This window comes from Streptomyces sp. NPDC004542, from assembly GCF_040610035.1.
Lineage (GTDB): Bacteria > Actinomycetota > Actinomycetes > Streptomycetales > Streptomycetaceae > Streptomyces.
Genome location: NZ_JBEXLP010000010.1, coordinates 97,589 through 122,160, shown reverse-complemented (window position 1 = coordinate 122,160; position 24,572 = coordinate 97,589). Strand labels below are relative to the sequence as shown.

Sequence of the window (24,572 nt, the reverse complement as noted above, 5' to 3'; positions counted from 1 at the left end):
ACCCGCGTCAACAATGCGTAAGACATCGGTGAACCGGACGCCCCCGACGTGCGCCGCGCGGCGAGCCGCGAGTATCGTCCTCACCTGCACATACACATATCCGGCCCCTTTGACATCGGAGGACCCGTTGTCCCGCTTCGCGCTCATCAAGGCAGTGCTCGGACCGATCATGCGCCTGATGTTCCGCCCACAGGTGGAGGGCGTGGAGCACATCCCGGGCGACGGCCCGGTCATCCTGGCGGGCAACCACCTCACGTTCATCGACTCGATCGTGCTGCCGCTGGTGACCAAGCGGCAGGTGTTCTTCATCGGCAAGGACGAGTACGTCACCGGCAGGGGCTTCAAGGGCCGGCTGATGGCCTGGTTCTTCACCGGCGTCGGCATGATCCCGGTGGACCGGGACGGCGCCAGCGGAGGCGTGGCCGCGCTGATGACCGGGCGGCGGATCCTGGAGGAGGGCAGGGTCTTCGGGATCTACCCGGAGGGCACCCGTTCGCCCGACGGACGTCTCTACCGGGGGCGGACGGGCATCGCCCGGCTCACCCTCATGACAGGGGCGCCGGTGGTGCCGTTCGCGATGATCGGCACGGACAAGCTGCAGCCCGGGGGGCGGGGTGTCCCGCGGCCCGGTCGCGTGACGGTCCGTTTCGGCGAGGCGATGGAGTTCTCGCGGTACGAGGGCATGGACCGGGACCGGTATGTGCTGCGGGCCGTGACCGACTCCGTCATGGCCGAGGTCATGCGGCTGTCGGGGCAGGAGTACGTGGACATGTATGCGACGAAGGCCAAGGCGGCCTAGAAGCCCGATGAAGATCTTGCTCCGGCCGCCCGGCTCACCCTGGATTGCCGGTAAATGTCAATCGCCGTGAACCGGTGCAAGCCTGGCGCGATTTCAAGATCTTCAGGACGCTTCCAGAGCGGCTTCGGCGGTTCGGCGGTGCGTCTCCGTGCGGGTGGAGGGGCGCGGCCGCCGGCCCCGCGCCCCTCTCGGGCGCTCCCGTCACCCGGCGTCTTCCAGGCGCCGGCCCTTCAGCAGGAACCACGCCCCCACCGCTGCCGCCAGCAGGACCACCGCGCCCGCGCCCGAGGCCAGGTGCAGGCCGTGGACGAAGGAGCCGCGGGCCGCGTCGAGGAGGGCTCCCGCCGCGTGCGGGGGCATGCCCGTCGACGCCTCCACCGCCGCGCCCAGTGACTCGTGCGCTCCCTCGGGCGTGCCTGCCGGGCCGGTGAAGTCGCGGTACGCGGCCGTCATGATCGAGCCGAGCAGGGCGATGCCGAGGGCGGCGCCGAGTTCGTAGGCCGTTTCGGAGACCGCGGAGGCGGCCCCCGCCTGGTCCTTGGGGACGCCGGCGAGGATGACGTCGGCGGTGACGGTGAAGGAGAAGCCCGCTCCGACGCCGACGACCAGGAGCGCGGCGCCGAGGGCCGGGTAGCCGGTCGACCGGCTCAGCGTCGTCAGCGCGGCCAGGGCGAGGCCCACGGCCGCGAGCCCGCCGCAGACCACGGCCCGGACCGAGAAGCGCCGGGCCGTGCGTCCCGCGACCAGACCGGCCGCCACCGCGCCGACGGCGGCGGGCAGTTCCGCGAGCCCGGCCTCGAACGGGCTCCTGTCCTGAACGAGTTGCAGGTACTGGGAGAGGAAGAACACCAGTCCGGACAGCCCGAGGACGGTGAGCAGGTCGGCCAGGACCGCGCCGCTGAAGCCCCGGTCGCGGAAGAGGCGCACGTCCAGCAGCGGGGCGGGGAGCGTGAGCTGGCGGCGCACGAACGCGTACAGGGCCGCCGCGCCCAGCAGGCCGACGCCGTCCGTCACACCGGTGAGGCCGTGGGCGGCGGCCTCCTTCACCGCGTACACCAGGGCGATCATGCCGACCAGGGACAGGACGACGCTGATCGGGTCCCAGGGGCCGGGGTCAGGGTTGCGGGACTCGGGGAGCGTGCGGATACCGACCACGACCAGGACGGCCATCACGGGCAGGTTGATCAGGAAGACCGAGCCCCACCAGAAGTGTTCGAGCAGGAGACCGCCCACGATGGGGCCGACCGCCGTGCCGGCGGAGGCGGTGGCGCCCCAGATGCCGACGGCGAGGCTGCGCTCGCGCGGGTCGTGGAAGAGGTTGCGGATCAGGGCCAGCGTGGCGGGCATCAGGGTGGCGCCCGCGACGCCGAGCAGCGCCCGTGCCAGGATCATCAGCTCCGGCGTCGTGGCGTAGGCGTTGAGGACGGAGATCGCGCCGAACACGGTGGCGCCGCCGAGCAGGATCCGCTTGCGGCCGATGCGGTCGCCGAGGCTGCCCATGGTGACCAGCAGGCCGGCGATGACGAACGAGTAGACGTCCCCGATCCACAGCAGCTGCGTGCCGGTCGGCTCGAGGTCCTCGCTGATGTACGGGGTGGCGAGGCCGAGGACGGTCGCGTCCACGGCCACGAGCAGCACGGCGAGCACGAGGACCGAGAGCGCGAGCCAGCGGCCCGGGCGCTCCTCCGTCTCCCGCGTCACTGACGCCGGCCGCAGGGTGCTGGTCATGATTCCTCTCTCCGGAGCGCACCGCCGAGCAACAGCTCGACGATCATGTGGTGGAAGTCCTTGGGGGCGCCCTTGCCGCTCTGCACCACCCAGACACCGGAGGCCAGCAGGCCGAAGAGCGCCTCGGTCAGCCAGGCCGGGGTGAGGTCGACGCGGAACTCGCCGCTGAGCCGGCCGCGCCGGAACAGGGCGGAGACGCGGTCGTCGATCCGGGACCAGCCCTCGTGCTGCTCCTCGCCCTCGAACAGCTGGTTCTCGGTGTAGAGGAAGGCGAGCAGTCCGGCGGCCGGTTCGATCTCCTTCACGAACCGGCGCAGGGCGTCCTGGGCCGGTCCCTCCTCGAGCCGCGCACTGTCCAGCGCGGCGTCGCACTCCTCGATGCCGAGCGCCTCCAGCGCCCGCACGAGCGCGTCGCGCCCGGCGAAGTGGCGGTGCAGGGTGGCGCGGCTGATCCCGGCGGCCCTGGCGACCTCGTCCATGGTCGCGGTGGACTTGCGGGTCAGCAGCGTGGCAGCGCTGCGCAGTACATGAGCACGGTCGACAGCCATGAGACGAGGATAGCGCATATGAGACATTGATGTCTCACACACGGCATGCGTGACTCATCGGGGCCTGTGGAACCGTTCATCGCCGCCGTGCCGCCGGCGGGGAGATCCGATCAGTGCCAGGGCAGCTGTCCGCGCCGCTCCCAGTACGCCTCCGGTTCCTCGACGAGTGTGGCCAGGCGGCTGAGCTGGTCCTCGTCGAGGTCCACGGCGGCGGCGTGCAGGTTGGAGGCGAGCTGGTTCAGGGTGGCCGCGCCGGAGAGGACCACCCCGGCCCACGGCCGGCACAGGACCAGCGCCAGGGCGACCGCGTCGCAGCCCAGGCCGGTCTGCGCGGCCACGGCCCTCAGTTCCTCGGGCGCGTGCGGCCCGGCGAGCCGGCCGTTGGCCATGCCCTCCTTGACGATCACGGTGAGCCCGGCCTCGTGCGCCTCGGCGAGCGCGGGGCCGGCGGAGGTCTCCAACGCGTTGTACGTCGACTGGACGGTACGGAAGAGGGGCTCGCCGTCGACGGTCACGGCGAGGGCGGCGCGGATGGCGTCGGCCTGCGCCGGGCCGCTGGTGGAGAAGCCGACGGTGAGGCCCTGCGCGGCGGCCTCGGCGAGCCGGGCGTGCAGTTCCTTGTCGGTGAGGGCGGGGCTGTCCGGGGTCACCGAGTGGATCTGGTAGAGGTCCAGCCGGTCGCCGAGCAGTCCGGCGGTCTCGGCGCGCTGCCGCTCGTAGGTGGCGAGGCTGTGGTCCTTGACCTCGTGCCGTTCGGCGTCGGTGGACCAGCCCGCGGTGTAGGTGTAGCCCCACTTGCTGCCGACGACGACGTCGTCGGCGTCCGGCCGGGCACTGAGCCAGCCGGCCAGGAACTCCTCGGAACGGCCGTAGGAGCGGGCCACGTCGAAGTACCGGACGCCCTGCGCGTAGGCGGCGTCCAGGAGCTGGTGGGTGCGCTCGCGCAGGGCTTCGACGGTCCGGTCCGCGGGGAGGTCCTGCTCACGGCCGAGGTTGAGGTAGCCGGGCCGGCCGACGGCGGCGAGGCCCAGCCCGATGTGGCAGGTGGGAGTCGTTGCTGCGGCCAGTCGGGCGAAGGGCATCGCGGGCTCCGTTCGGTCGGCTCCATCCGGCTCCGGACCAACGTAACCCGCGACGCCCCGGGCATGCGTGACGACCTGCTGCTCCGTGGCGTGCGCGCTTGCTTCCCCGTACGCTGCTGCCCGTCCGCCGCGTCCGCCGCGTCCGCTGCTTCGGGTCCGCTACTTCTTGGCGTCCGCCCACGCGTGCTGCGCCGCCACGTCCGCCTTGACCTCGGCCAGCTGGACGGCGACCGCGCTGGGGGCCGTACCGCCACGGCCGTTGCGGGAGGCCAGGGCGCCGGGCACGTTGAGGACCGAGCGGACCTCGGGGGTGAGGTGAGCGCTGATCTTGGCGAACTGCTCGTCCGTCAGCTCGTCCAGCTCCTTGCCCTCGCCCTCGGCCGCCTTCACGCACTCGCCGGCCACCTCGTGCGCGACGCGGAACGGCACACCCTGCTTGACCAGCCACTCCGCGATGTCGGTGGCGAGCGAGAAGCCGGCCGGGGCCAGCTCCTCCATGCGCTCGCGGTGGACGGTAAGGGTGGCGATCATGCCGGTGAACGCCGGGAGCAGTACCTCCAGTTGGTCGCAGGAGTCGAAGACCGGCTCCTTGTCCTCCTGGAGGTCGCGGTTGTAGGCGAGGGGCAGGGCCTTCAGCGTGGCCAGCAGCCCGGTGAGGTTGCCGATCAGCCGGCCGCTCTTGCCGCGCGCGAGCTCCGCGATGTCCGGGTTCTTCTTCTGCGGCATGATCGACGAGCCCGTGGAGAACGCGTCGTGCAGGGTCACGAAGGAGAACTCCTTCGTGTTCCAGATGATGATCTCCTCGGAGATCCGGGACAGGTTGACGCCGATCATGGCCGTGATGAAGGCGAACTCGGCGACGAAGTCCCGGGAGGCCGTGCCGTCGATGGAGTTGCCGACGCTGCCGTGCTCGAAGCCGAGGTCCTCGGCGACCGCCTCCGGGTCCAGGCCGAGGCTGCTGCCCGCCAGGGCGCCGGAGCCGTACGGCGACACCGCCGTCCGCTCGTCCCACTGGCGCAGCCGCTCGGCGTCCCGGGCGAGGGACTGCACATGGGCCAGGACGTGGTGGGCGAAGAGCACCGGCTGGGCGTGCTGCAGGTGGGTCCGGCCCGGCATCGCCACGTCCGGGTGGGCCTCGGCGAGACCGATCAGGGCGTCCTGGAGGTCGGCGACCAGGCCGCCGATGACGCGAGCGTGGTCGCGCAGGTACATCCGGAACAGGGTCGCCACCTGGTCGTTCCGGGAGCGGCCCGCGCGCAGCTTGCCGCCGAGGTCGGGGCCGAGGCGCTCCAGCAGGCCGCGCTCCAGGGCGGTGTGGACGTCCTCGTCGGCGATGGTGCCGGTGAAGTCGCCCGACGCCACGTCCGCCTCGAGCCGGTCGAGCCCGGCGATCATGCGCTGGAGCTCGTCCTCGGTGAGCAGCCCCGCCTTGTGCAGCACGCGCGCGTGGGCGCGGGAACCGGCGATGTCGTAGGGCGCGAGCCGCCAGTCGAAGTGGACGGACGCGGACAGCTTCGCCAGGGCCTCGGCGGGACCGTCGGCGAAACGGCCGCCCCAGAGCCGTACGTCACCGCTGTTGCTGCTCACTGCGTTGCTCCTCGAAGCTCTCGATGTACCACCGCCTCCCCACCCTTCCAGGTGAGGAGGCGGCTGTCAGGCTGATGCGCGCGAGGTGACCCGGCGGTCCTACGCCAGGTCCCGCTTGGCCGCGATCTTCGACGACAGGCTGTAGATGTCGATGAAGCCCTTGGCCGCGGCCTGGTCGAAGGTGTCGCCGGTGTCGTAGGTGGCGAGGTTGAAGTCGTACAGGGACGACTCGGAGCGCCGGCCGGTGACGACCGCGCGGCCGCCGTGCAGGGTCATGCGGATGTCACCGCTGACGTGCTGGTTGGCCTCGTTGATGAAGCCGTCGAGGGCGCGCTTGAGCGGGGAGAACCACTGGCCGTCGTAGACCAGTTCGCCCCAGCGCTGCTCGACCTGCCGCTTGTAGCGGGCGAGCTCGCGCTCGACGGTGACGTTCTCCAACTCCTGGTGGGCGGTGATCAGGGCGATCGCGCCGGGGGCCTCGTACACCTCGCGGGACTTGATGCCGACGAGGCGGTCCTCGACCATGTCGATCCGGCCGATGCCCTGGGCGCCGGCGCGCTCGTTGAGCTGCTGGATGGCCTGGAGGACCGTGACGGGCTTGCCGTCGATGGCGACCGGGACGCCCTCCTTGAAGGTGATGACCACCTCGTCGGCCTCGCGCGGGACGGCCGGGTTGGAGGTGTACTCGTAGATGTCCTCGATCGGGGCGTTCCAGATGTCCTCCAGGAAGCCCGTCTCGACCGCGCGTCCGAAGACGTTCTGGTCGATGGAGTACGGGGACTTCTTGGTGGTGGCGATCGGGAGCTGCTTCGCCTCGCAGAAGGCGATCGCCTTGTCCCGGGTCATCGCGTAGTCGCGGACCGGGGCGATGCACTTGAGGTCCGGGGCGAGGGCGACGATGCCGGCCTCGAAGCGGACCTGGTCGTTGCCCTTGCCGGTGCAGCCGTGGGCGACCGTGGTGGCGCCGTGCTTCTTGGCGGCGGCGACGAGATGCTTGACGATCGTCGGCCGGGACAGGGCGGAGACCAGCGGGTAGCGGTCCATGTAGAGGGCGTTGGCCTTGATCGCCGGGAGGCAGTACTCGTCGGCGAACTCGTCCTTGGCGTCCGCGACCTCGGCCTCGACGGCGCCGCACGCGAGCGCGCGCTTGCGGATGACGTCCAGGTCCTCGCCGCCCTGGCCGACGTCGACCGCAACGGCGATGACCTCGGCGCCCGTCTCCTCGGCGATCCAGCCGATGGCGACGGAGGTGTCCAGACCGCCTGAGTAGGCGAGTACGACGCGCTCGGTCACGGGTTTCTCCTCACAGTGCATTCGCTGACATGCATGAGTATGCAGCACTCTGCATGATTCGTCAATCTCAAAGAGTTCTCCGGGCGCGTTGAACAAACGAAACCGCTTTCGCGTACTGATGACCGAACGCAGGCGCCGCGTTGGTAAACCCCACTCCTGACCCAAGCGAGGCATCCGCATGTCCAGGGCTCTTCCGAAGTACAACAAGCGTCGTGTGGCGATCATCGGCGGCGCTGCCGCCGTGGTCCTGTCCGGCGCGGTGATCGCCACCTCCGCGCTCGCCGGGACACCGGACAAGAGCAACAGCAACGGCGCCACCAACGCCCGCACCCTGGCCAGCCCCGGCACCATCACCTGCCCGGACGTCGCCTCCAAGCTGCCCGCGGTCCCGGCCTCCGCGAAGGCCGAGGTGGACCGCAACCTCACCCTGCTCCAGACGCAGATCGACGAGGCCAACAAGCGGCTGGTGGACACGGTCGGCCAGGGCGGTCCCAACTTCGTGAACAACGCCATCCTCGGCCCGCTGAAGGACAAGCGCGTCGCCACCGTCAACCGCATCGCCACGGCGATCGGCCGCACCGCCGCCAAGCCGACCGGCCTCGACTCCCTCGCGGCGTGCACCCTGAACGCCGGCGGCACCAACGCCAACGCCAACGCCAACGGAAATGCCAATGGCAACGCAAACGGCAACGCCAACGCGAACAACGGGGCCAACGCCTCCCAGAACGCGGGCGGCAACACCGGCAGCACCGCCGCCGGGGCGGCGGGCACCATCACCTGCCCCGACGTGAAGTCGAAGCTGCCCGCGATCCCCGCCTCCGCGCAGGCCGAGGTCGACCGCAACCTCACCCTGCTCCAGACGCAGATCGACGAGGCCAACAAGCGGCTGGTGGACACGGTCGGCCAGGGCGGCCCGAACTTCGTGCAGAACGCGATCCTCGGCCCGCTGGCCGACAAGCGGAAGTCCACGGTCGACCGCATCGCGATCGCCATCGGCCGGACGTCGACCAAGCCGACCGGGCTCGACTCCCTGGCCGCCTGCACGCTCAACAAGTGACGTGACAGGCAACCGAGGCCGCCCCGAACGAGCGCCGGCCGGGGCGGCCTCGGCCGCAGTGCGAAATTCTCGGCCGGGCGAGAGGAACGCGCGGACAATGACCACCCATGGGAAAGACCTATGAGCGCATAGACGGCAGGCTCCGCACGTTCATCGAGGAACAGCCCCTCTTCTTCACCGCGACCGCGCCCCTCGCCGGCGACGGCACGGTCAACCTCTCCCCCAAGGGCCTCAAGGGCTCCTTCGCGCTGCTCGACGAGCACACCGTGGCATACCTCGACTTCGCCGGGTCCAACGCGGAGACCATCGCCCACCTGCGGGAGAACGGGCGGATCACGCTGATGTGGTGCGCCTTCCAGGGCCGGCCGAACATCGTGCGGGTGCACGGCCGGGGCGAGCCGGTCTTCCGCGACGACCCCCGCTTCGGGGAACTGCTCGCCCGCTTCCCGGACATCGACCCGGACCCGCACGGCCTGCGCGCGATCATCGTCGTGCACGCCGAGCTCATCCGGGACACCTGCGGGTACGCGGTGCCCTTCATGACCTACGACGCGGACCGCGACCTGCACGGCAAGCGCTTCGCACGCGAGGACGACGCGTCGCTGGACGCGTACTTCCGGAAGAAGGACCACATAGCCACCAGCCTGGACGGACTACCCGGGCTGCCGTTGCCGCTGCCGCCGTCCAGCGTCTGAGTCATGCGCCCCGGTGTCGTCGCCCTCGCGTCCGCGTCCCTCCTCCTGCTCGGTGCCGCACCGTGCGGCGGACCCGGCCCGCTGCCCGCCCGGATGGCGGACACCGGCGGCGGCACCCAGCTGATCACGGCCGAGGCGCCGGGCGCCGGCTCCACGACGGGCAGGCTCCTCTGGTGGGACCTGCGGGACGGGCGGTGGAAGCGCGCGGGTTCCGCACCGGCGCGCTTCGGCGCGCGCGGACTCGTCGAGGGAGCCACCCGGACCCAGGGCACGGACACCACACCCACCGGCCTCTACGACCTGCCGTTCGCCTTCGGTACCGAGGCGGCGCCGGAGGGGACGAGGATTCCCTACCGCCCGGTCCACGCCGACTTGAGGACGCCATGCGGCGGATCCTGCGGTGGGTGGACCCCTCGCGCGGACCGCACATCGCCACGGGCACGCGGAGCGGGGAGCTGGCCCTCACCCGGTACTGACGTCGCCCAGCGGCAGCCGCACCGTGAACGTGGTGCTCCCCGGCCGGCTCTCCAGCCCCACCGTGCCGCCGTGCGCCTCCACCACCGCCGCCACGATCGACAGGCCCAGCCCCGCCCCACCGCCGGAGGCGTCCGTGCGGCGGCGGTGTTCGGCCCGGGTGAAACGTTCGAAGACGCCGGGCTGGACCTCCTCGGGGACGCCGGGACCGTCGTCGTGGACCCGCAGGCGGGCAGCCGCTGTGTCGGCCTCCAGGGACACCGACACCTTGGTGCCGACGGGGGTGTGCAGCCGGGCGTTGGCCAGCAGGTTGGCCAGCACCTGGTGGAGGCGGTGGGCGTCGCCGGTCACGGTCACCGGGTCCTCGGGGAGGTCCATGGACCAGCGGTGGTCCTGGCCGGCCGCGCGGGCGTCGGTGACGGCGTCGAGTACGAGGTGGGTGAGGTCGACGGGAAGGCGCTCCAGCGGGCGGCCGGCGTCCAGCCGGGCGAGCAGGAGCAGGTCGTCGACCATCTCACCCATGCGGGAGGACTCGGCGGCGATGCGCACCAGGGCCCTGGTGACCTCCGCCGGCACCGGCCCGGGGTGCAGCAGGGCGAGTTCCGCGTGGCCGCGCACCGAGGCGACCGGGGTGCGCAGCTCGTGGCTGGCGTCGGCCGCGAAGCTGCGCAGCCGCTCCTCGCTGGCGTGCCGTTTGGTCAGGGCGTCCTCGACGTGGCGCAGCATACGGTTGAAGGCCGCCGCCACCTGGCCCACCTCGCTGTGCGGGTCGGCCTCGGGGGCGCGCGGCGGCAGGGCGACCTCGCCGCTGGCGAGCGGCAGCTCGCTGACGCGGGCGGCGGTCGCCGCGACCCGGCTCAGCGGTCTGAGCGACCAGCGCACCCAGAGCGCGCCGGCCACGCCGGTGGCCGCGAGGGCGAGTCCGAAGACGATCCCGGCGACCAGTTCCAGGCGGTGGACGGCGGCCTCCACGGGCTCCAGGGGCAGCCCGGTGATCAGGACGTCACCGTCGATGCCCTGGATCGCGACGACCCGGTAGCCGTGCAGCACGGTGAGGTGGAGACTGCGCCCCTTGCCGTCGGTGCCGACCGACGCGAGCTCCGCGCCGTCCCTCTCGGTCAGCTTGTCGGTGACGTACTGGATGCCGCCGGGGCGGACGACCGCCGCGTTGGTGACCTGGCCGTTCACCAGCCGTGCGCCGAACGTGCCCGTCGCCTGCCTGCGGTCGTCGCCGTGCTCGTCGCCGTCGTGGTCGTCCAGCAGCCGGCCGCCGTGCTCGAGGCTCGCCGGGAACCGGGTGCCGACCTGTTCGAGCTGCTGGTCGAGGCGCTGGGTGAGGAAGCCGTTGAGCTCGAACACCGCGGCCAGCCCGACCGCGGCGCAGCTGACGGCCAGCAGCACCACCAGTCCGACGGTGAGCCGGGCCCGCAGGGTGCGGGGACGCGGCAGGCGGAGGAACCTCACTTGACCACCGGCTTGAGCACGTAGCCCGCCCCGCGCACCGTGTGGATCATGGGCTCGCGGCCCGCGTCCACCTTCTTGCGCAGGTAGGAGATGTACAGCTCGACGACGTGGGCGCGGCCGCCGAAGTCGTAGGACCACACCCGGTCGAGGATCTGCGCCTTGCTGAGCACCCGGCGCGGGTTGCGCATCAGGAACCGCAGCAGCTCGAACTCGGTCGGGGACAGCTCGATCAGCTCTCCGCCCCGGGTCACCTCGCGGGACTCCTCGTCCATGACCAGGTCGCCCACGATCAGCCGCGGTCCCTCGTCCAGCTGCCGGGCCATGCCGGCGCGGCGCAGCAGTCCGCGCACCCGGGCGACGACCTCCTCCAGGCTGAACGGCTTGGTGACGTAGTCGTCACCGCCCGCCGTGATGCCCGCGATGCGGTCCTCCACGGCGTCCCGGGCGGTGAGGAAGAGCACACAGACGTCGGGCTTCACCTGGTGCAGGGTGCGCAGCACGGCGAAGCCGTCGGTGTCCGGGAGCATCACGTCGAGGACGACGGCGTCGGGCAGCAGCTCGCGGGCGGCGGAGACGGCCGACGCGCCGTCCCCGGCCGCGCGCACCTCCCAGCCCTCGTAGCGCAGGGCGCCGGTGAGCACCTCGGCGAGGTCGGGGTCGTCGTCGACGACGAGGACGCGCAGCGCGGTGCCGTCGGGGCGGGTGAGGGCCGGGCGGCCGGAGCGGGTCATGTTCATCGCCCTTCCAGGATCGCCCCTGCCCGGGGTGGCCGATGTCCGGGGAAGCTCTGAGTTTCCTCTGAATGAGCTGATCCAGGGCTTGCTCAGAGCTGTCTCAGAGGTCCGCCGCGCACAGTTGCGTACCGAACGGCAGAAAGGACCCGACTCATGACGACCGTGTACGCGCAGCGGACGGCGCCGCCCGCGGTGCCCGCTCGCCGCAGTTCCCCGGCGGGCCCGTTGCTCGCCCTGCTCTGGGCGGGGGCGGCGGCCGTACTGGCCCTGTGGTGGACGGACACCGGCTCGGTGGTCGGCACCGCGGGCTGGCTGACCGGAGCCGGGCGGATCGCCGGGCTGCTGTGCGGGTACTCCTGCGCGGTGCTGGTCGGGCTGATGGCCCGGGTGCCGCTGCTGGAGCGCCGGATCGGCTCCGACCGGGTGGCCCGCTGGCACGCGATGGCGGGCCGGTACACGATCTGCCTGCTCCTCGCGCACGTCGTGCTGATCCTGGCCGGGTACGCCGCCCAGGACCGCGCCTCGCTCGTGCACGAGACAGTCACCGTGGTCATGGACTACCCGGACATGCTGAAGGCGACGGCCGGCACGGTGATCCTGTTCGCGGTGGGCATCACCTCCGCGCGGGCCGCGCGCCGCCGCACCAGCTACGAGTTCTGGTACTACGTGCACCTGCTCACCTACGCCGCCGTCTTCCTGGCCTTCTTCCACCAGCTGTCGCTCGGCAACGACTTCAACGGCAAGCCGCTGTCCACGGCCGCCTGGTACGCCCTGTACCTGGGCGTGGCGGCGCTGGTGCTCTGGTACCGGATCCTCACTCCGGTGCGGCTGAACCTGCGCCACCGGCTGCGGGTGGAGTCCGTGCACAAGGAGGCGCCGGGCGTGTACTCGGTGGTGGTGCGCGGGCGGCGGCTGGACGAGCTGGACGCGCGGGCGGGTCAGTTCTTCCGGTGGCGGTTCCTCGGCGACGGCATGGGCTGGGCGTCGACGCCGTACTCGCTGTCCGCGCCGCCCCGCCAGGACCTGCTGCGGATCACGGTCAAGGCGCTCGGCGACCACAGCGCGGCCGTCTCGCTGCTGCGCCCGGGCACCCGGGTGTGGGCGGAGGGCCCGTACGGCTCGATGACCGCCGACCGGGCCACCGCCCAGCGGTCGCTGCTGATCGCGGCCGGCGTCGGCATCACCCCGCTGCGGGCGCTGTTCGAGACGCTCCCCGGCGAGGTCACCCTCCTGTACCGGGCCCGTACGGCCGAGGACCTCGCCCTGGGCGGCGAGCTGGAGGCGATCGCGAACTGGCGCGGGGCGCGGGTGCTGTACGCGCTCAACGGACCGCACGGCGAGCGCCCGCACTTCACGGCGGAGGCTCTGGCCGCGTCGGTCCCGGGCCTGGCCCGGCACGACGTGTTCATCTGCGGCCCGCACGCCTTCGCCCAGGAGCTGTACCGGGAGCTCCGTGCCGCGGGGGTGCCGGACCGGCGCATCCACCACGAGTCGTTCGAACTGTGAGCAGGAGACACACGTGCACGCCTTGAAGAAGAACCGCCCCCTGCGCCGCATCGTGCTGGCCGGCGCCGCGACCGTCTCCGGGATGGTGCTGCTGCTGTCGCTGAAGCCGCACGACAGTCCCGGCCTCAGCGTGAGCGCGTCGTCCCCGGCGCCGTCGAGCAGTGCGAGCGCCTCTCCCGGCGGGTCGGGCTCGTCGTCGAGCGGGTCCTCGTCGAGCGGGTCCTCGTCGAGCGGGTCCTCGTCGAGCGGGTCTTCGTCGAGCGGGTCCGGCACGACCGGCACCAAGACCGCCACCGGTGACACGATCCAGACCCGTTGGGGTCCCGTCCAGGTGCGGGTCACCGTGAAGAACGGCAAGCTCACCGATGTGACCGCGGTCACCTACCCGACGGAGAACCCCCGCGACCAGGAGATCAACAGCTACGCCATACCCGAGCTGCGCCGCGAGGCGCTGGCCGCGCAGAGCGCGGACATCGACACCGTCTCGGGAGCCACCTACACCAGCGACGGTTACCGCCAGTCGCTCCAGTCCGCGCTGGATTCGGCGGGTTTCTGAACACTCCCGCGTCACGGCACGTACCTGTGGGCGCCAAGGGTCAAGTCCCCACGGAGGAACCGTGACCACCACGATCGCAGGCGGACGTGCCGCCCGCCGTCAGACGATGCGCCGCATCCGTCCGCGCCGCTCCCCGGCCGTCCCGCTGCTGATCGCCGTCTGGGCGGGCGCGGCGGGCGTGCTGTGGCTGTGGTGGCACAACACGCCGTCCATCGCCGATGACAACGGCAAGATCCTCAACGCCGGCCGGATCACCGGTCTGCTCGCCGGGTACCTGATGGCCCTGGTGGTGCTCCAGATGGCCCGGGTGCCCGCGCTGGAGCGCCGGGTGGGCTCCGACCGGGTGGCCCGCTGGCACGCGATGAGCGGCCGCTACACGCTCTGCCTGGTCTTCGCGCACGTCTTCCTCACCATGTGGGGCTACGCGCTCCAGGCGGGCAAGTCGCTCGGCGACATCGTCCAGCAGACCATCGACTCCATCAACCAGCTCCCGGACATGGGCAAGGCCGCCATCGGCACGGGCCTGTTCGTGGTCATCGGACTGACCTCGATCGGCGTGGTCCGCCGCAGGATGCCCTACGACTCCTGGTACCACGTGCACCTGCTCACGTACGGGGCGGTGTTCCTGACGTTCTGGCACCAGATCACCACCGGCAACGACTTCGCCCTGGAGCCGACCGCGAAGACCTTCTGGTACGGCCTGTACGGCACGGTCACGGCGCTGGTGGTCTGGTACCGGATCCTGACCCCGATCCGGCTGAACCTCCGTCACCGCATGCGGGTGGAGGCGGTCATCGAGGAGACACCGGGCATCGTGTCCGTGCTGATCGGCGGGCGGAAGCTGCACCGGATGGGCGCGGAGGCCGGGCAGTTCTTCCGGTGGCGGTTCCTGGCGCCGGGCATGCGGTTCAGCTCCCACCCGTACTCGCTGTCCGCGCCGCCCCGCCCGGACATGCTGCGGATCACGGTCAAGGCGATCGGTGACCACACCGCCCGGCTGCGCGAGCTGACGCCCGGCACCCGGGTGTGGGCCGAGGGCCCGTACGGCGCGATGACCGCCCAGCGCCGCAGCCGTGGCAAGGTGCTGCTGGTCGCGGGCGGGGTGGGCATCACCCCGATGCGCACGCTGTTCGAGACGCTGCCCGGCGGTGCCGGGGACATCACGCTCCTCTACCGCGCCAACACCACCCAGGACCTCGCCCTGTGGGACGAGCTGGCCGCCATCGCCAGGGAACGGGGCGCCCGGCTGATGTACGCGGTCAACAGCCCCGAGGGGGAGCGGCCGGACATCTCCGCGGAGAACCTCCAGCGGAAGATCCCGGACATCGAGAACCACGACGTCTTCATGTGCGGCCCGCCCGGGTTCGCGCAGGGAGTGTACGAAGCACTGCGCGGCGCGGGGGTTCCCGCCCGCCGCATCCATCACGAGTCGTTCGAGATGTGAGCGACGGGAACCGTCGGGAACACCACGCCAAGACCAGGAGCCCAGGAACGATGAGGAAGAGCCACCCCATTCGGCGCGTCGTGCTCGCCACCGCCGCCACCGTGTCCGGTGTCGTGCTGCTGCTGTCGCTGAAGCCGGCCTCGGACCCGGCCTCCGCGTCGGCGGCCGGCGCGGCCCCGCAGCAGACGGCGGCGGGGCAGGAGTCCCCGCAGGGCGGCGCGGCCGCCGCCGGGACCAGCACCGTCACCGGTGACGTGGCGCAGACCCAGTACGGCCCGGTCCAGGTCCGCCTCACGGTCGCGAACGGCAAGATCACCAAGGCCGAGGCGGTCCAGGCCCCCAAGGGCGGTACCAGCGACCAGAAGACCGCGCTGTCCGTGCCCAAGCTCAACCAGGAAGCCGTGGCGGCGCAGAACGCCGACATCGACTCGGTCTCCGGGGCGACGTACACCAGCACCGGGTACAAGAAGTCGCTGCAGTCGGCGCTGGACAAGGTGAAGGCCTCGGCCGCGCAGAGCGGCGGCGGTTCGTCGTCCTCCGGTGGTGCCGCGCAGGCCGCCGGCGCCTTCACCGGCAAGGCCGCCCAGACCCAGTACGGGCCCGTCCAGGTCCGGATCACGGTCACCAACGGCAAGATCACCAAGGCCGAGGCGGTCCAGGCCCCCAAGGGCGGCCTCAGCGACCAGAAGACCGCACTGTCCGTGCCCCAGCTCAACCAGGAAGCCGTGGCGGCCGGGAGCGCCGACATCGACTCCGTCTCGGGCGCGACCTACACCAGCACCGGCTACAAGCAGTCCCTCCAGTCCGCACTGGACCAGGTGAAGACGTCGTCGGCGCACAGCGGCGGGGGTTCGTCGTCCTCCGGTGGTGCCGCGCAGGCCGCCGGCACCTTCACCGGCAAGGCCGCCCAGACCCAGTACGGGCCCGTCCAGGTCCGGATCACGGTCACCAACGGCAAGATCACCAAGGCCGAGGCGGTCCAGGCCCCCAAGGGCGGCCTCAGCGACCAGAAGACCGCACTGTCCGTGCCCCAGCTCAACCAGGAAGCCGTGGCGGCCGGGAGCGCCGACATCGACTCCGTCTCGGGCGCGACCTACACCAGCACCGGCTACAAACAGTCCCTGCAGTCCGCACTGGACCAGGCCGGTGGCTGACACGATGGCGGAATCGCCGGGAGCTCCCGCCGTGGTGCGTCACGCGGAGGAGGTCATGGGGACGGTCTTCTCCTTCGACGTCCGCGGCGGGGAACCGCATGCCGTGCGCGCGGCCCTCGACGAGGCGATCGCCGGACTGCACCGGGTCGACGAGGTGTTCAGCACCTACCGCGAGGACAGCCAGGTGTCACGGCTGGCGCGCGGCGAGGTGACCGTGGCGGGCTGCGATCCCGAGGTCGCCGAGGTGCTCGGACTCGGAGCCGAGGCGGAGCGGGCGAGCGGCGGCTGGTTCAGCATGACGTACGGGGGGCGGCTGGACCCGACCGGCATCGTCAAGGGCTGGGCCGCGGAGCGCTGCGCGCGCCGGATCGCGGAGGCGGCCGGGGTGACCGGGGTGAGCGTCAACGGCGGTGGGGACGTCCAGATGCTCGGCGCGCCCGAGCCGCACCGGCCCTGGCGGGTCGGGGTGTCGGACCCGCTGCGGCCCGGTGGTCTGGCGGCGGTGGTCTCTTCCGCCGGGGTGGAGGAGCTGGCCGTGGCCACGTCCGGTACGGCGGAGCGGGGCGCGCACATCGTGGACCCGCGGACCGGGAAGTCGGCGGTCACGGACCTCGTCGCGGTGACCGTCGTCGGGCCCCGGCTGACCTGGGCCGACTGCTGGGCCACGGCCGCGTTCGCGATGGGCTCCCGGGAAGGGCTGGCCTGGCTGGAGTCGCTGCCGGGCGTGGAGGCCCTGCTGATCACGGCGGGGGACGAGGTGCGCTGTACGGGGGGCCTGGCGGCGCGGCTCGGCTGAGCGGGCTTCCCAGCCGGCCGAAGTATCCACTCGGGCGGGGGTTTCACCGGCCCACGTCGGCGGAGTGCCACCCGCGGTCGACTACCGTACGCCCGCACTGCGTCGGCCGAACGCCCGGGCGGAGACCGGCCGCACCGGCCCGAGGAACGTGGGGAACCGCGCGATCAGCCCCCGCCCGCCCGCAATGTCGGCGCACCTCGGCCGGCCCCCCGCTCAGTGGCCGTTCTGAGCCAGTCTCAGCAAGTGATCCGCCAGGGCCTGCCCGCCCGTCGGCTCCCGGCTGATCAGCAGCAACGTGTCGTCACCGGCGATCGTCCCCAGGATGTCCTGCAGTTCCGCCTGGTCGATCGCCGAGGCGAGGAACTGCGCGGCCCCCGGAGGGGTCCGCAGGACCACCAGATTCGCCGAGGCCTCCGCGGAGATGAGCAGCTCCTGCGACAGGCGCCGCATCCGCTCCTCCTTCGCCGACTCCCCCAGCGGAGCGCGCGGCGTACGGAAACCGCCCTCGCTCGGCACCGCGTAGATGAGGTCGCCCTCGTTGTTGCGGATCTTCACCGCGTTCAGTTCGTCGAGGTCCCGGGAGAGCGTCGCCTGGGTGACGCTCAGCCCGTCGTCGGCGAGCAGCTTCGCCAGCTGGCTCTGCGAACGCACCGGCTGCCGGTTGAGGATGTCCACGATCCGGCGGTGGCGGGCGGTGCGGGTCTGCGGAACGGCGGGCCCCCCGGGCTGCTCGTGGTCCTGCGCCTGACTCATCGTCGTCTCATTCTCCGGATCGTCCGTCCCCGTGCGCCGCGTCGAGGATGCCGGGCAGCGCCCGGAGAAGGGCGTCCGCCTCGTCGTCGCCGAGGTTCAGCGGTGGCATCAGCCGGACGACGTCGGGGGCGGGCGCGTTCACCAGGAAACCGGCCTCCTGAGCCGCCTGCTGCACCTGGGGCGCGAGTGGCTCGGTGAGCACGATACCCAGGAGCAGGCCCGCGCCCCGGACATGGTCGGTCAACGCGTGGCCCAGTGCCTCGATCCCGCTGCGCAACTTCTCGCTCTGCCGCTTGACGTTCTCCAGCAGCCCGTCGTTCGCGATGGTGTCGAGCACGGCGAGTCCGGCGGCGCAGGCGACCGGGTTGCCCCCGAAGGTCGTCCCGTGCTGGCCCGGCCGGAGCAGTTCGGCGGCGCGGCCGAAGGCGACGGTGGCGCCGAGCGGCAGTCCGCCGCCGAGCCCCTTGGCGAGGGTCACGACGTCCGGCAGGACGCCCTCGTGGGCCTGGTACTCGAACCAGTTGCCGGTGCGCCCGACCCCGGTCTGCACCTCGTCGAGCACGAGCAGCGATCCGGTGGCGGCGGTGATCGCGCGGGCCGCTTTCAGGTATCCGGCGGGCGGGACCACGACCCCGTTCTCGCCCTGGATCGGCTCGATGACGACGAGCGCGGTCTCCTCGGTGACCGCGGCGGCCAGCGCCTGCGGGTCGCCGTACGGCACGTGGGTGACGTCGCCGGGCAGCGGCAGGAAGGGCTCCTGCTTGCCGGGCTGGCCGGTGAGCGCGAGGGCGCCCATCGTGCGGCCGTGGAAACCGCCCTGGGTGGCGACCATGTGGGTCCGCCCGGTCAGCCGGCCGATCTTGAAGGCGCCCTCGTTGGCCTCGGCGCCGGAGTTGCAGAAGAAGACCTTGCCGTCCCGGCCGAAGAGCTGCAGCAGCCGCTCGGCGAAGGCGACGGGCGGCTCGGCGACGAACAGGTTGGAGACGTGGCCGAGGGAGGCGATCTGCCTGCTCACGGCCTCGACGACGGCGGGGTGGGCGTGGCCGAGCGCGTTGACCGCGATGCCGCCGACGAAGTCGAGGTACTCGTTGCCGTCGGCGTCCCACAGCTTCGCGCCCGCGCCGCGCACGAGGGGCAGCCGCGGAGTGCCGTAGTTGTTCATGAGCGCGCCCTGCCAGCGCGCGGTCAGTTCCTCGTTGCTCATGACGGCTCCCCCTGGTGCTCGTCGGGCACGACCATCGTGCCGATGCCCTCGTCGGTGAAGATCTCCAGCAGGATCGAGTGCTGGACCCGGCCGTCGATGACGCGCGCCGTGTTCACGCCGCCCCGCACGGCGTGCAGGCAGCCCTCCATCTTCGGCACCATGCCGGAGGACAGCTCCGGCAGCAGCTTCTCCAGTTGCGAGGCGGTGAGGCGGCTGATCACCTCGTCGCTGTTCGGCCAGTCCTCGTAGAGGCCCTCGACGTCGGTGAGGACCATGAGGGTTTCGGCGCCCAGCGCCGCAGCGAGTGCCGCAGCCGCCGTATCAGCATTGACGTTGTAGACATGTCCGTCGTCCTGGGAGCGGGCGATCGACGAGACGACCGGGATGCGGCCGTCGGCGAGCAGGGCCTCGATGGCACCCGTGTCGATCTCGGTGATCTCGCCCACCCGCCCGATGTCGACCAGCTCGCCGTCGATCCGGGGCTGGTGCCGGGTGGCGGTGATGGTGTGGGCGTCCTCGCCGGTGAGGCCGACGGCGAGCGGCCCGTGCTGGTTGAGCAGCCCGACCAGTTCGCGCTGCACCTGCCCGGCGAGCACCATGCGAACGACGTCCATGGCGTCCTCGGTGGTGACGCGCAGGCCGGCCTTGAACTCGCTGACGATGCCGTGCTTGTCGAGGGCGGCGCTGATCTGCGGGCCGCCGCCGTGCACGACGACGGGCTTGAGTCCGGCGTGGTGCAGGAAGACGACGTCCTGGGCGAACGCGGCCTTCAGCTCCTCGTCGACCATGGCGTTGCCGCCGAACTTGATGACGACGGTCTTGCCGTTGTGCCGGACCAGCCAGGGCAGCGCCTCGATCAGGATCTGGGCCTTGGGCAGGGCGGTGTGTTTCCTGGTCACATTGCTCATGACGAATAGGCGCTGTTCTCGTGGACGTACTCGGCGGTGAGGTCGTTGGTCCAGATGGTGGCGGTCTCGGAGCCGGCGGCGAGGTCGGCGACGATGTGCACCTCGCGGTAGCGCATGTCGACTTTCTCACGGTCCTCGCCGACTCCGCCGTTCTTGCAGACCCAGACGCCGTTGATGGCGACGTTGAGCCGGTCGGGTTCGAAGGCGGCGCCCGTGGTGCCGATCGCGGAGAGCACGCGGCCCCAGTTGGGGTCCTCACCGTGGATCGCGCACTTCAGGAGGTTGTTGCGGGCGATGGAGCGGCCCACTTCCACCGCGTCGTCCTCGCTGGCGGCATTGACCACCTCGACCTTGATGTCCTTGCTGGCACCCTCGGCGTCGCCGATGAGCTGCCGGCCCAGGTCGGCGCAGACGTCGGTCACGGCGGCGGCGAACTCCGCGTACTCGGGGGTGACCCCGGAGGCGCCGGAGGCGAGCAGCAGCACGGTGTCGTTGGTGGACATGCAGCCGTCGGAGTCGACCCGGTCGAAGGTGACCTTGGTGGCGGCCCGCAGGGCCGTGTCCAGGGTGGCGTCGTCCACGTCGGCGTCGGTGGTGAGGACGACCAGCATGGTGGCGAGGCCGGGTGCGAGCATGCCCGCGCCCTTGGCCATGCCGCCGACCGTCCAGCCGTCCCTGGTCACGACCGACGTCTTGTGGACGGTGTCGGTGGTCTTGATGGCGATGGCGGCCTTCTCACCGCCGTGCTCGGAGAGCTGGGCGGCGGCCTTCTCCACCCCCGGCAGCAGCTTGTCCATGGGCAGGAGCACACCGATGAGGCCGGTGGAGCAGACGGCCACCTCGATGGCGCCCCGGTCGAGGACCTCGGCGGCCTTCTCGGCGGTGGCGTGGGTGTCCTGGAAGCCCTTCGGCCCCGTACAGGCGTTGGCACCGCCGGAGTTGAGGACGACCGCCGACACCTGCCCGGCCCTCAGCACCTGCTCGGACCAGAGCACCGGTGCCGCCTTGACGCGGTTGGAGGTGAAGACGCCCGCGGCGGCGCGGCGCGGCCCGGTGTTGACCACGAGGGCCAGGTCCGGGTTGCCGTTCTCCTTGATCCCGGCGGCGATGCCCGCCGCCGTGAATCCCTTGGCTGCCGTGACACTCACGGTGCGACTCCGATCGTGGAAAGCCCGGTGGTCTCGTCGAGACCCAGGGCGAGGTTCATGCTCTGCACGGCACCGCCCGCGGTGCCCTTGGTCAGGTTGTCGATGGCGCTGATCGCGATGATGCGCCCCGCCGCCTCGTCGTACGCGACCTGCACCTGAACGGCGTTGGAACCCTGGACGGACGCGGTCGCGGGCCACTGCCCCTCGGGCAGGAGGTGGAGGTACGGCTCGTCGGCGAAGGCCTTCTGGTACGCGGCCCGCACGGACTCGGCGGTCACGCCGGGGACCGCCTTCGCACTGCAGGTGGCGAGGATCCCGCGGGACATCGGCGCGAGGGTGGGCGTGAAGGAGACGGTGACCCGCTCCCCCGCCGCCGCGCTGAGGTTCTGGATCATCTCGGGGGTGTGCCGGTGGCCGCCGCCGACACCGTACGGCGACATGGAGCCCATCACCTCGCTGCCCAGCAGGTGCGGCTTGGGTGCCTTGCCCGCGCCCGAGGTGCCGGAGGCGGCGACGATCACGGCCTCGGCCTCGGCGAGGTGGGCGGCGTAGGCCGGGAAGAGCGCGAGGGAGACGGCCGTCGGGTAGCAGCCGGGTACCGCGATGCGCTTGGACCCCTCCAGCGCGGCGCGGGCACCCGGCAGTTCGGGGAGGCCGTAGGGCCAGGTGCCGGCGTGCGGGGAGCCGTAGAACCGCTCCCAGTCGGCCGGGTCCTTCAGCCGGAAGTCGGCGCCCATGTCGATCACGAGCACCTCGGGTCCGAGCTGTTCGGCGACCGCGGCGGACTGCCCGTGCGGGAGGGCCAGGAAGACGACGTCGTGCCCGGCGAGGGCCTCGGGTGTGGTCTCGGTCAGCTCCCGGCCGGCCAGCGGCAGCAGGTGCGGCTGCAGCGCGCCGAGCCGCTGCCCGGCGTTGGAGTTGCCGGTCAGGGCACCGATCTCGACCTCGGGGTGCGCGAGGAGCAGCCGCAGGACCTCTCCGCCCGCGTATCCGCTCGCTCCGGCCACCGCCGCACGTACCGTCATGTCACCCTCCTCTGGATGGCATGACTATACGTTTCGCTGCACGTTTATGCAATGCCGTATCCGGCCGGCCCGCACAGCCACGCGGGGGCGCAGGCGGCCCCCGCGGGCGGGGAGCGCGGCTACCTCTGCTTGATCCGCAGGAAGGTGACGGAGTTCGCCGGGAAGGTGTACGTGAACCGGTCGGCGACCCCCGAGTAGGTGGACGTGACCGGCACGACCGGGGTGGCCGTCTCCGTGTTCACCGCGTCGGGCGCGGCGGCCAGGGTGGTCACCCGGGCCTTGGAGGACACCTCGGCACCGCCCAGGTCGATGGCCGTACGCGCCGCCGAGGACTGGGCGTTGACGACCTTGACGATCAGATCACCGGTCCTGGCGTCCCGGGTCACGACCTGCCGGAAGGGCTCGGCCGGCTTGTCGTCGGTGAAGCTCCCCCACTCCTGGCCGTCGAGGTAGAGGGTGACCTGCCGGCCGCGCACCTTGATGTCGACGTCGTAGGCACGGCCCGTCTCGATGGTTCCCGGCTTGGCGATCAGCGTGGACTTGCCGCCGTCCACGGCCTGTTCGACGGCGGTCTGGGTGTTGTTCCAGCCGCCCAGGTTCCACCAGTAGTAGGTGCCGGTGTCCTGGACGCCGAAGGCGACGAGGAAGCCCTCCTTGCCGGCCTTCTTGGTGGCCTTGACGTGCAGGTCGTAGTCGTGCCAGGCGGTGTCGCCGGCGGAGACCATGGTGTTCTCGGCGGCGGTGTCCGTCTGGACGTACTGCCCGTCCTGGACGCTCCAGCCGCCTGTTCCCGTGTGCGTCCACTTCGCGGCGTCGCCGGAGAAGTCGTCGGTGAACAGCGTGGTCCCGTCGGCGGCGGTCACCTCGACGTCGTCGTAGGCGGCGCTGGTGTTCCACGTGGACAGGCCCACGGCGCCGGTGATGGGGGCGAGCAGTGACGGTGTGCCGGTCGCCGTCGAGGGCACCACCCGGTCGCCGACGTTGTTCATGAAGAGCTTCTGGACCTCGTAGTCGGCCGAGCCCCAGGAGGCGTGGTTGTTGAACCACACCATGTCCGGGCTCCACTGGACGTAGTCCTCGTTGGCGAACAGCGGGGCGTAGGAGGCGAGTCGGACGACGTCCGCGTTGCGCTCCAGGCCGGTCATGTACGCGGCTTCGGCGAGGCCGTTCTTGAAGGCGTTGCCGCCGGAGGCGTACTCGCCCAGGAAGACCTTCGGGCCGCCCCGGTCGTAGGAGTCGTAGCGGTCGTTGTTCTGCAGGAACCACCGCGGGCTGTTGTAGTAGTGCTCGTCGACCATGTCGACCCGGGCGTCCCTGTTGAGCCGCCAGGCCGTGTCGAAGGTGGAGCCGGAGTCGTCCGGGCCGGCGTTGGAGATCACCTTCATGTACGGGTACTTCGCCTGGATGGCGGCGCGGAACCGCTGGAAGCGGGCGAAGAACTCGTCGGGGAGGTTCTCCTCGTTGCCGACCTCGATGTGGGTGAGGTGGAAGGGCCTGGGGTGGCCCATCCGCGCGCGCTTCTTGCCCCAGGCCGAGGTCACCGGGCCGTTGGCGAACTCGATGAGGTCGAGGGTGTCCTGGATGTGCCGTTCGAGCAGCGCGTCGTCGTCCACGGCCTTGTTCTGGCCGCAGCCGGTCACCAGGGCGGGGACGACGGGCAGGGGCATGGCTCCGATGTCCTCGGCGAAGCGGAAGTACTCGTAGTAGCCGAGGCCGTAGGACTGGTTGTAGCCCCAGAAGTTGGCGTTGGTCGCCCGCTGCTCCACCGGGCCGATGGTGTCCTTCCACTGGTAGGAGCGCTTGCGCTGCCAGCCGGAGGCCTCGCTGTAGTCCTGCATGGAGCCGGTGTTGACCAGGCAGCCGCCGGGGAAGCGCACGAAGCCGGGGTGCAGGGCGGCGACCTTCTCGGCGAGGTCCTTGCGCAGGCCGTTCGGCTCGTGCTTGTAGGTGTCGCGCGGGAACAGGGACACCATGTCGAGGGCCGCCGCGCCGGAGGCGGCGACGGTCAGGCGGCCGGTGGTGCTGGTACGGGTCGCGGTGAAGGTGGCCCTGTACTGGGCCCAGCCGCCCCGCACGGCCACCCTGCGGGCCGTCGCCAGCGGGCCGTCCGCGTCCTGGAGGGTGACGGTGAGGGTGGTGCCGCTCGCGGCGCGGGCCCACACCGAGAAGTCGTACTTCTGGCCCCGTCCGACGGCGATGCCGGTGTTGTATCCGGAGTTGGTGACCGACGCGTCCGCGTCCAGGGACAGGTAGTCGCGGTTGCGGTCGCCCAGCCGGCCGGAGTCGTTCACGACCCGCGCGCCACCGGAGACCGTCCAGGCGGTCAGCGGGGTGTACGACGTGTTGTCGTCGGCGGAGTACTCGAAGGACCGGTTCTGGACGAGCTCGGCGTACAGGCCGCCGTCGGCGGCGCGGTTGATGTCCTCGAAGAAGACGCCGTACATCGTGTCGTCGATCTCGGGGCCCTTGGCAGCCGGGTCGACGGTGATCGCGTAGTCGGTGACGTCCCCGGCGTGCGCGGGGGCGGGGAGGAGACCGACGGCCAGGAGGAAAGCGCTTGCTCCGAGGCCGAGTCTCAGACGGTTGCGGGTGGTGCGAGACATGGATACTCCGCGGC

Annotated in this window: 21 protein-coding genes and 1 pseudogene; 9 read left to right on the top strand and 13 right to left on the bottom strand. The window is 71.5% G+C overall.

Annotated elements, in window-relative coordinates; genetic code table 11:
- Positions 1 to 127 precede the first annotated feature (127 nt).
- Complete coding sequence (locus ABZX30_RS09125) at positions 128 to 799, top strand: lysophospholipid acyltransferase family protein (RefSeq protein ID WP_355930794.1); 672 nt, start codon at positions 128 to 130, stop codon at positions 797 to 799.
- Positions 800 to 1,000: 201 nt separating this feature from the next.
- Here the strand turns inward: ABZX30_RS09125 and ABZX30_RS09120 are convergent, their stop codons facing one another.
- From ABZX30_RS09120 to ABZX30_RS09100, 5 genes are all read right to left on the bottom strand, one after another.
- The gene (locus ABZX30_RS09120; RefSeq protein WP_355930750.1) at positions 1,001 to 2,527 is read right to left on the bottom strand and encodes an MFS transporter; all 1,527 of its coding nucleotides are present in this window, start codon (positions 2,525 to 2,527) and stop codon (positions 1,001 to 1,003) included.
- Positions 2,524 to 3,075 (bottom strand): helix-turn-helix domain-containing protein, encoded by a 552-nt coding sequence (locus ABZX30_RS09115; RefSeq protein ID WP_355930748.1) that lies wholly within the window; start codon positions 3,073 to 3,075, stop codon positions 2,524 to 2,526. Before ABZX30_RS09115 ends, ABZX30_RS09120 begins: the two co-directional genes overlap by 4 nt.
- Before the next feature lie 110 nt (positions 3,076 to 3,185).
- Positions 3,186 to 4,157: an aldo/keto reductase gene (locus ABZX30_RS09110; protein ID WP_355930745.1), complete on the bottom strand. Its 972-nt coding sequence runs from the start codon at positions 4,155 to 4,157 to the stop codon at positions 3,186 to 3,188.
- Between the two features lie 159 nt (positions 4,158 to 4,316).
- Complete coding sequence (argH, locus tag ABZX30_RS09105; RefSeq protein WP_355930743.1) at positions 4,317 to 5,744, bottom strand: argininosuccinate lyase; 1,428 nt, start codon at positions 5,742 to 5,744, stop codon at positions 4,317 to 4,319.
- Between the two features lie 99 nt (positions 5,745 to 5,843).
- Positions 5,844 to 7,037 carry an argininosuccinate synthase gene (locus ABZX30_RS09100; RefSeq protein ID WP_355930740.1) on the bottom strand — a complete coding sequence of 398 codons (1,194 nt, stop codon included), beginning with the start codon at positions 7,035 to 7,037 and terminating at the stop codon, positions 5,844 to 5,846.
- 178 nt (positions 7,038 to 7,215) lie between these two features.
- On the opposite strand from ABZX30_RS09100, the gene ABZX30_RS09095 reads away from it, so the two are divergent.
- From ABZX30_RS09095 to ABZX30_RS09085, 3 genes and pseudogenes are all read left to right on the top strand, one after another.
- Positions 7,216 to 8,094, top strand: coding sequence for a hypothetical protein (locus ABZX30_RS09095; protein WP_355930738.1), 879 nt, complete (start codon positions 7,216 to 7,218; stop codon positions 8,092 to 8,094).
- A 107-nt stretch (positions 8,095 to 8,201) separates the two neighbouring features.
- Entirely contained in the window at positions 8,202 to 8,789 is a 588-nt protein-coding gene (locus ABZX30_RS09090) for a pyridoxamine 5'-phosphate oxidase family protein (protein ID WP_355930736.1), read from the top strand.
- Between the two features lie 3 nt (positions 8,790 to 8,792).
- Positions 8,793 to 9,265, top strand: a pseudogene (locus ABZX30_RS09085) (hypothetical protein).
- Here ABZX30_RS09085 and ABZX30_RS09080 read toward each other — a convergent pair.
- Positions 9,252 to 10,727, bottom strand: coding sequence for a HAMP domain-containing sensor histidine kinase (locus tag ABZX30_RS09080; RefSeq protein WP_355930733.1), 1,476 nt, complete (start codon positions 10,725 to 10,727; stop codon positions 9,252 to 9,254). The pseudogene ABZX30_RS09085 and the gene ABZX30_RS09080 overlap by 14 nt on opposite strands.
- Positions 10,724 to 11,464, bottom strand: a complete 741-nt coding sequence (locus ABZX30_RS09075; protein WP_355930731.1) for a response regulator transcription factor — start codon at positions 11,462 to 11,464, stop codon at positions 10,724 to 10,726. The genes ABZX30_RS09080 and ABZX30_RS09075 overlap by 4 nt, the downstream gene beginning before the upstream one ends.
- Before the next feature lie 150 nt (positions 11,465 to 11,614).
- Here ABZX30_RS09075 and ABZX30_RS09070 point away from each other — a divergent pair, with 150 nt between their 5' ends.
- The 5 genes from ABZX30_RS09070 to ABZX30_RS09050 all read left to right on the top strand — a co-directional run bounded on the left by ABZX30_RS09070 (position 11,615) and on the right by ABZX30_RS09050 (position 16,917).
- Positions 11,615 to 12,967, top strand: coding sequence for a ferric reductase-like transmembrane domain-containing protein (locus tag ABZX30_RS09070; protein WP_355930728.1), 1,353 nt, complete (start codon positions 11,615 to 11,617; stop codon positions 12,965 to 12,967).
- A 13-nt stretch (positions 12,968 to 12,980) separates the two neighbouring features.
- Complete coding sequence (locus tag ABZX30_RS09065) at positions 12,981 to 13,523, top strand: FMN-binding protein (protein ID WP_355930727.1); 543 nt, start codon at positions 12,981 to 12,983, stop codon at positions 13,521 to 13,523.
- Between the two features lie 61 nt (positions 13,524 to 13,584).
- Positions 13,585 to 14,967, top strand: a complete 1,383-nt coding sequence (locus ABZX30_RS09060; protein ID WP_355930725.1) for a ferredoxin reductase family protein — start codon at positions 13,585 to 13,587, stop codon at positions 14,965 to 14,967.
- Positions 14,968 to 15,017: 50 nt separating this feature from the next.
- Positions 15,018 to 16,121 carry an FMN-binding protein gene (locus ABZX30_RS09055; protein ID WP_355930723.1) on the top strand — a complete coding sequence of 368 codons (1,104 nt, stop codon included), beginning with the start codon at positions 15,018 to 15,020 and terminating at the stop codon, positions 16,119 to 16,121.
- A 4-nt stretch (positions 16,122 to 16,125) separates the two neighbouring features.
- The gene (locus tag ABZX30_RS09050; protein ID WP_355930791.1) at positions 16,126 to 16,917 is read left to right on the top strand and encodes an FAD:protein FMN transferase; all 792 of its coding nucleotides are present in this window, start codon (positions 16,126 to 16,128) and stop codon (positions 16,915 to 16,917) included.
- A 213-nt stretch (positions 16,918 to 17,130) separates the two neighbouring features.
- On the opposite strand, the gene ABZX30_RS09045 is transcribed toward ABZX30_RS09050, so the two are convergent.
- The 6 genes from ABZX30_RS09045 to ABZX30_RS09020 form a co-directional block, all read right to left on the bottom strand.
- Positions 17,131 to 17,670: an arginine repressor gene (locus tag ABZX30_RS09045; RefSeq protein WP_355930720.1), complete on the bottom strand. Its 540-nt coding sequence runs from the start codon at positions 17,668 to 17,670 to the stop codon at positions 17,131 to 17,133.
- Between the two features lie 7 nt (positions 17,671 to 17,677).
- Positions 17,678 to 18,874: an acetylornithine transaminase gene (locus tag ABZX30_RS09040; RefSeq protein WP_355930717.1), complete on the bottom strand. Its 1,197-nt coding sequence runs from the start codon at positions 18,872 to 18,874 to the stop codon at positions 17,678 to 17,680.
- Positions 18,871 to 19,782: an acetylglutamate kinase gene (gene argB / locus ABZX30_RS09035; protein ID WP_355930714.1), complete on the bottom strand. Its 912-nt coding sequence runs from the start codon at positions 19,780 to 19,782 to the stop codon at positions 18,871 to 18,873. The genes ABZX30_RS09040 and argB overlap by 4 nt, the downstream gene beginning before the upstream one ends.
- A complete protein-coding gene (gene argJ, locus ABZX30_RS09030) occupies positions 19,779 to 20,930 on the bottom strand; it encodes a bifunctional glutamate N-acetyltransferase/amino-acid acetyltransferase ArgJ (RefSeq protein WP_355930712.1) in 1,152 nt (383 codons plus the stop codon). Before argJ ends, argB begins: the two co-directional genes overlap by 4 nt.
- On the bottom strand, positions 20,927 to 21,955 hold the full coding sequence (argC, locus tag ABZX30_RS09025) for an N-acetyl-gamma-glutamyl-phosphate reductase (protein WP_355930709.1): 1,029 nt from the start codon (positions 21,953 to 21,955) through the stop codon (positions 20,927 to 20,929). The genes argJ and argC overlap by 4 nt, the downstream gene beginning before the upstream one ends.
- Positions 21,956 to 22,074: 119 nt before the next feature.
- Entirely contained in the window at positions 22,075 to 24,558 is a 2,484-nt protein-coding gene (locus ABZX30_RS09020) for an alpha-L-arabinofuranosidase C-terminal domain-containing protein (RefSeq protein WP_355930706.1), read from the bottom strand.
- Positions 24,559 to 24,572: the final 14 nt, after the last annotated feature.